Raw genomic sequence first — 6,024 nt, forward strand, 5'->3', positions numbered from 1 at the left:
TTTACCTCCTACTCTTGCAAACGCGCAAATTTATCACCTTGTCTCAATAAAGGATACATCTCTTGCGCGATCGCTTCTAACTTATCGCCATGAGGACGAGGACGAGCGATCCGAACCCCTTCATCCCACCACGAACAGCCGCCAGCTAAACTATAATGCAGCGTAAGGGTGACTTCATGCCAATCACCGGATAAAAATAAACGAGTATCTTTCAATGCAAAAGCTAGATTAAAATCAAATCTATCTCTTCGATAATATTTATGAAATGGATTGTTATGTGGCCTATCACCGGACGCAGATTCGCTAAGGTATGCCACAAAATCCATTTCTATCCAATTGTCTACTTTAAAATTAAATTTGGGGATTATCCTAAAGTGTGTGTGCGGATAGTGTTTTTCTGCAATTTGAATTAAAATCAGTTCCGTTTCAGGTAATACCGCTTGCATAATTTTTGACCACAGTTCGCAAAACTAAAAAAGCTTGTCAAACAGATCATTACAGGTAATTTACTCGCCCATTTCTGCTAGTTGGCATTGAAGCTCCCAGGTTAGCCCTTCAAAATCAGGCATATTTTCCTCTCTATCACGCGAGTAAGCGCTTGGTTCTATGCCGATGACTTCAGTTCCCACACGCACATCTGCTACGTGATTCATACGAGAACACATGGGCATTGCAAGTGTATCCCCTACTTTTTTGTAGGTGTCTTCGCCGTTCGGAAAACAAAATAAATCACCGCGCTGTAAATCTGAGAATTTCATACAACTAACAAGTTTTAGTCTTTTTATTTGGTTGGTAACTCAACGTATCAGATTACAAATCTGAACTACTTGGTTGCAATAGAGCCTGTTGAATCTGCTTGTCGGTTGCTAATTCCATTGGGTTAATATCTTCATTAAGAACAAAAATCCCTTCTTCTCCTTCTTCCAAATCACCCACTGAAAATTGACAATCAGCATCCATTGCCGGATGCATCATCATCCAAGCGTCGTGACTGGCGTTCCTGTTTTCCATTAGGCATGAAAACTTTGTGGAGCATGGGCATTCCTCCAAACTTTGCACACGGACATTAAAAGGATAACTTATCGATCTGCTCCCTCATAGAGGCTAGAGCCGATTGAATATCTGGGAATGGTAGGCTTTCTTGTAGCACCATTTCTTCATGCATGGGTACATATAATTCAGCCAAGTAGCAGCCAAGGCGTAGATCAAACCACACGTCAATAATGCAGCCTTTATACCAACCTTGCGAATAGTATTTATCGATCTGTTCCTTCATATAAGCTACAGCCGATTGAATATCTGAGAATGCTTGCCTTTGTTGCATCAACATTCTGTTGCGAACCGGGGCATATAATTCAGCCAAGTAGCAGCCGCGCCTATCATCACGCCAAACATCAATACTACAGCCAAAATATTTCTCGGAGTGCTTTAAATCCTTAGACAGTAAATCAATCATGGTGAACACCCATAAGCTTATTCTCTTTCGATAATTACAATTTTTAGCATGATTTATCCCAGGATTACCCAAGATGGTTGATCAATTATTCCCGTTAACGGGAAAATATTAATGCTGTCTGCTCTCTCATCGAAGGAGAAAGCTTAGTTGAGTAATTCATTGTTATCTAAATCCTCGCTCCAAATAACAGCACCACTTTCAACATCCTGCTCCCAAACAATTAGCCCACGATTATCCAATTCATTCAGGCTCGTTTCGTTAACTTGCTCAATAAACGAATCAGGTAATAAATGAAAAATAAAGCGAAAAAAGGTATTCATTGACTTCTAATGCTCCTAAACAAAAGATGATTAATATGCCTGTAGCCATCCCCACACCTCCGCCACAGATAAATCACTTCATTTGTGCTGTGGTGCGGCTGTGGCGCTTGCTGGGCAAAGCATCCCACAGATTATTGCCACACCGCCACGCCACAGTGCCACAGTTCGCCACACCGCTTTTTGGGTACTTTTTACTGTGGTGTGGTGATTCACCAGTCAAACTTAGACCAGCTATCTTCGCCATCAAAAATGAGTTGTCCAGCATTGACTAATTCATTCAAAGCAGTAATTAATTTAATGTCACCCTGCTCTCTGAGTTCATCTTTCTTTTTGATATCGGCAAGTGTCTTAGGCTCCTTGTTTTTCGCGTTATCAAAAAAAGATAATAAGCGTTTGGCAAGGTCTGACAATCCCAAATGATTTTGAATAGTCGTTGGCTGTTCGCCGATATCTAGAGTTTCATTTAACCGACTTATAGCTCCCTGGTTGTTGCATATACTGTCGTCACTGGGTTCAAACCCTGGCAAGAATTCGCGCTGATCTCGGTTAAAAGCAGAATGATTTTCAAGTACAGGCATTGAGTACCACTGAGTCGTCTTACCATAGTAGATAGCCCGACTGCACTCTGAGTTATTGATTAGCTCTGCTATTTTATCGGTATCAAACTTTTTGAAAAGTCGTGCAGTTTTCCAAGTGTCAAGAACGGCTAAATTGCTTTCATGAACCAATGCAATCGGTGTTAACTGGCTAATGCCTGAAAGGTCACTGCCGTTAGCACCAACAAAGGGCGTTTGAGCAATAAACCAGATGTTCTTCCCAGCACTGCTACCACATGATGCGATACCAATAAGCTTGTCGGAGAGCAGAGTACACTTGGCTACTTTTAGCCTCGCACCGATGATCGTTCCTTCATCAATTATCAGAAGCGCTCCATCGTTCACAAGAGCATATTGATCATATTCTGCGATCGCAGCCTCGAACCATGCAGCTACGGTTTGCGGCTTTGCAGTTTCACAATGCAGACGCTTTTCTACATCAACAATGCCATCAAAATAGCCGTACTCCTTCCAGTCATCTTTACCATTGATCAGAAAGATTTTTTTACTTGGGTCGTGGCGTTTGACTTGACGAATAACATTGGATAAAAGTATTCCTTTCCCGCTCCTTCCCAAACCCACTATAAAAAGATTTTCGATGTTAGCACTCATCTGTCCAACAATATCAATCTCTGTGGCGGCTGCGGGGTTATAGTTATCAACCTGTGTCTGTACTGGGATCTGACAAAAAGGTTTCTCTAAAAGTGTTTTAGCAGCAGTCAGCAACGGCGTGGAATTAGAAGTTATACTTGGCTGATTATCCTCGTAAAAGTCTGCCGCCGCATCACTCAAAGCTAGTCCGCGTTCATTAGCAAAGTTCAATTCATTAATTACTACTTCTTTACCCACTTGACGGGTATAATCTGCAAAATTATCGCCGTCTAGCACTTGAGCCACGCAACCCAACTCAGCGATCGCAGCTTGATTTCTTTGAATCTGCCCAGCCTTTCTCCAACTATCCCAAAGAAAATAAGCGACTACCAATCCTCCCGTTATCGGGCTAGCAGCGCTGGACGCTAATACACCCAAAACAATGCCGCCGATGACATTCCACTGTAAATGATTTTCTTGAGTAGCGCGAAGTGCAACCTCGCTCCATTCTTCGGGAGTTTTATTATTTTTCTCAGGATTGAATCGTGTCATATATAGAAGTATTTATTTGGAATAGGTAAACGCAGTACCGAATTACGCGGACTGCGTTATCTTTACTAAACTAATGGTTGGTTTCTTTGATTGCGTAGGAGAGCTTGCCTACCCAAATAATCAAACTGACAATAACTTCGATGGCAAATAGTGTAATCAACGCCAAACTTAAATTAGCGTAGTCAAACTTGTTCCACTGTCCGGTTCCTAAATACCAAAAAAAGTCTGAGAACTTGCCGCTATGTACTGGACTATATACAGTTATACAGATCAAAAAATCGACAGTGTAAGTCACAATTTTAAGGCGCTCCAAATTACTTACAACCGAAATAGGCAAAGCATTATAAGTGCGTTTGAGCATTGCCAAAGTGGGGTCATCAGTCTGCTTGATTTCATACCTGCTGCGGCTATCTACATTACTAATTACCTGCTGCATAAATCCCTCATGGTTATAGAGGATAAGCGGTAGAACTTCGATAATTTGAATCACTCCCCAAAGCATTGTACCCAGTATCCAGGTGATGCCCTGCCCTAAAAAATTAGCAATTCCATTGACGATGGGAATCACCGAAATTAGATAAAAGAATGCTTGGTTTATTGCTTGACCACTCAAAAAGCGCACTGCCATTTCATAAGGTTGGATGTTCAGATAAGCAAAGTAAACCGCAGTTAGCACCAGCCCCCAATAAAGGATTCTTAGCCACTGCTGGGGGATTTTTTTACTCTTATTGTGACTGCCACCAGACTGCCATGCAGAAGCGCCTGGGTTTGAACTTTTTGAACCTAAAGCCATGTTATTTGTCCTTATTTTTCAGGTGTGTAATAATAAACCTTTGCGCCGCGAATCTTTTTGATTTGATTAATGGCTAGCTCCCGATTGCCTGTAAATGCCATCTTCCCCACGACCGGAACACCATCTTTATCAGCAATTAAAACGCCAGTATTGCCATTGCCGTCGCATACAACTGTGTTGATTGGGAGTGACTTTTTAGTAGTGCGATCTAGTACAGTTTCACCTTCAACCAAGGTTGCTAAATTCCGTGCTGCTTTTGCGGCTACTACGATAGTGCAGCCAGATTTATATCTCGCTTCCGCTACTTTTGACGCTGCCTGTTCATAACTCAATTGCTGCTCTAATAGCATTTGCTGTTGACCATTAAATGCAATGGTTGTTCGCGCAATAGATAGGGATTGCATATTGGCACTAATGTCCTTAGAACTGAGCATTAAGCTCCCAACGATGAGTGATCCAAAAACAATCTTGCTGCCGTGTTTTCGCCAAATTCGATTAGTGTTCAATGCCTTATTCCTCAAGTATTTTTTTGGGGCAGACAAACCACCCCATAGCGAATAATTAATTACCTTTTACCTGGGCGACGAGAGCATCTAGCAAGCCCAATAATTGACCACGCGATAACTCATCAAGTCTTTGTACTACTTCTTCCGTTTCAGCATCACGAGGGGAGTCTAGATGTGAATCTGGATCATCCTGAAACAACGACCAGCTAACTTTCTGAATCATCCAAAGACGTTGGGCATTGTTGAGAGCTTCAAATGTGCTGCCCCAAGATTCCTGCATATCTGCAAGCAAACCTGTATCTCCGGGCATTGTGCCTGAGCAAAAATATCCTATTGGTTTAGTCATGATTAAAATTCTGAGTTGTGCTTAGTTGTGCTTATTATGAGCAATAGATTCATTCGGTGATACGGGGACATCGCTTTGCTTAAGAGATTGTGCGTTCGCTTCTTTATCCGCATCAATTTCTGCTTGCAATCGCTGTAATCGGAGAGCATTGTCAGTTATCCGTGAGCGTCCCCAATCGTTAGGATTTGTGTAGTGAAGTGCTGCCATTTGTTAGAATCCTTAAGTACAAATCGTTTTGCGTATCGAGATACATCTGCTTAGTGGGGCGATTGCAATGATTGGTCGTCGGTGCAATCGCACCAGAGTCAGTTCTCACAAAACTCAACAAGTTCAAAAACCTCCCTCTGCACTTGGTTTTGGCTTAATTCTCTTCGCCTGCCTTTCGAGTCATTGAAAATGAAAGGTGCATTGACAAGAGAATTAGACCGATGGCTGTAGCGGAGTTGTTGACCACGGAATTGGTACAGTTGGTTACGCTGTAAGGCTGTCATTTATCGAGGTTTCTAGAAATCATTTCTTTAAGCGCCTCAAACCCGGACTGTGACATAATTCCTCCTATTTTCTATACAATACTCTTGCCCGAACTACTGATGATGAGAGCTAGTTCCTTTCTCAATACTGCTCGGTTAAGGAAAATGAAGGGTAAAACAAAGAAAAATTTGTTCGCGTATGTTTTACGATAACAAATGAGATAATTCGACTTACTTTTTCTCTTTGAGGCTATCGTACAAGTCCACCCCAATACTGCTCGGTTAAGGGAAAATAGATAACGGAATAAATCATAATTTGTTCGCGTGTAATCTACGAGAACAAAAACAACTAAAAAGGTTGCTTGTACCTGAAGGCACTCTCGAAAAATTTAAT

General features: G+C 41.8%; 11 protein-coding genes. All 11 read right to left on the bottom strand.

Features of this window, described 5'->3' with window-relative positions:
* Nucleotides 1-8: 8 nt before the first annotated feature.
* Entirely contained in the window at nucleotides 9-317 is a 309-nt protein-coding gene (locus LC608_RS30325; RefSeq protein ID WP_229557110.1) for a hypothetical protein, read from the bottom strand.
* A 189-nt stretch (nucleotides 318-506) separates the two neighbouring features.
* Nucleotides 507-653, bottom strand: a complete 147-nt coding sequence (locus LC608_RS30330) for a hypothetical protein (protein ID WP_229557111.1) — start codon at nucleotides 651-653, stop codon at nucleotides 507-509.
* Nucleotides 654-810: 157 nt separating this feature from the next.
* Nucleotides 811-1,011, bottom strand: coding sequence for a hypothetical protein (locus LC608_RS30335; RefSeq protein ID WP_229557112.1), 201 nt, complete (start codon nucleotides 1,009-1,011; stop codon nucleotides 811-813).
* A gap of 55 nt (nucleotides 1,012-1,066) precedes the next feature.
* Entirely contained in the window at nucleotides 1,067-1,456 is a 390-nt protein-coding gene (locus LC608_RS30340) for a hypothetical protein (protein WP_229557113.1), read from the bottom strand.
* 143 nt (nucleotides 1,457-1,599) lie between these two features.
* Nucleotides 1,600-1,776: a hypothetical protein gene (locus LC608_RS30345; RefSeq protein ID WP_229557114.1), complete on the bottom strand. Its 177-nt coding sequence runs from the start codon at nucleotides 1,774-1,776 to the stop codon at nucleotides 1,600-1,602.
* 78 nt (nucleotides 1,777-1,854) lie between these two features.
* Nucleotides 1,855-1,989: a hypothetical protein gene (locus LC608_RS37020; RefSeq protein ID WP_267871265.1), complete on the bottom strand. Its 135-nt coding sequence runs from the start codon at nucleotides 1,987-1,989 to the stop codon at nucleotides 1,855-1,857.
* Nucleotides 1,986-3,515 (bottom strand): hypothetical protein, encoded by a 1,530-nt coding sequence (locus LC608_RS30350; protein WP_229557115.1) that lies wholly within the window; start codon nucleotides 3,513-3,515, stop codon nucleotides 1,986-1,988. The genes LC608_RS37020 and LC608_RS30350 overlap by 4 nt, the downstream gene beginning before the upstream one ends.
* Nucleotides 3,516-3,585: 70 nt before the next feature.
* The gene (locus LC608_RS30355) at nucleotides 3,586-4,308 is read right to left on the bottom strand and encodes a hypothetical protein (protein WP_229557116.1); all 723 of its coding nucleotides are present in this window, start codon (nucleotides 4,306-4,308) and stop codon (nucleotides 3,586-3,588) included.
* 11 nt (nucleotides 4,309-4,319) lie between these two features.
* The gene (locus LC608_RS30360; protein WP_229557117.1) at nucleotides 4,320-4,814 is read right to left on the bottom strand and encodes a hypothetical protein; all 495 of its coding nucleotides are present in this window, start codon (nucleotides 4,812-4,814) and stop codon (nucleotides 4,320-4,322) included.
* A gap of 55 nt (nucleotides 4,815-4,869) precedes the next feature.
* Nucleotides 4,870-5,160: a hypothetical protein gene (locus LC608_RS30365; RefSeq protein WP_229557118.1), complete on the bottom strand. Its 291-nt coding sequence runs from the start codon at nucleotides 5,158-5,160 to the stop codon at nucleotides 4,870-4,872.
* Nucleotides 5,161-5,181: 21 nt separating this feature from the next.
* On the bottom strand, nucleotides 5,182-5,367 hold the full coding sequence (locus tag LC608_RS30370) for a hypothetical protein (RefSeq protein WP_229557119.1): 186 nt from the start codon (nucleotides 5,365-5,367) through the stop codon (nucleotides 5,182-5,184).
* Nucleotides 5,368-6,024 lie beyond the last annotated feature (657 nt).

Source organism: Nostoc sp. XA010, from assembly GCF_020829625.1.
Classification (GTDB): Bacteria; Cyanobacteriota; Cyanobacteriia; order Cyanobacteriales; family Nostocaceae; genus Nostoc.

Excerpts from the sequence above, each read along its gene's own strand:
- LC608_RS30330 (WP_229557111.1), bottom strand. The coding sequence starts at position 653 with ATGAATCACGTAGCAGATGTGCGTGTGGGAACTGAAGTCATCGGCATA.
- LC608_RS30335 (WP_229557112.1), bottom strand. The coding sequence starts at position 1,011 with ATGGAAAACAGGAACGCCAGTCACGACGCTTGGATGATGATGCATCCG.
- LC608_RS30340 (WP_229557113.1), bottom strand. The coding sequence starts at position 1,456 with ATGATTGATTTACTGTCTAAGGATTTAAAGCACTCCGAGAAATATTTT.
- LC608_RS30345 (WP_229557114.1), bottom strand. The coding sequence starts at position 1,776 with ATGAATACCTTTTTTCGCTTTATTTTTCATTTATTACCTGATTCGTTT.
- LC608_RS30350 (WP_229557115.1), bottom strand. The coding sequence starts at position 3,515 with ATGACACGATTCAATCCTGAGAAAAATAATAAAACTCCCGAAGAATGG.
- LC608_RS30355 (WP_229557116.1), bottom strand. The coding sequence starts at position 4,308 with ATGGCTTTAGGTTCAAAAAGTTCAAACCCAGGCGCTTCTGCATGGCAG.
- LC608_RS30365 (WP_229557118.1), bottom strand. The coding sequence starts at position 5,160 with ATGACTAAACCAATAGGATATTTTTGCTCAGGCACAATGCCCGGAGAT.
- LC608_RS30370 (WP_229557119.1), bottom strand. The coding sequence starts at position 5,367 with ATGGCAGCACTTCACTACACAAATCCTAACGATTGGGGACGCTCACGG.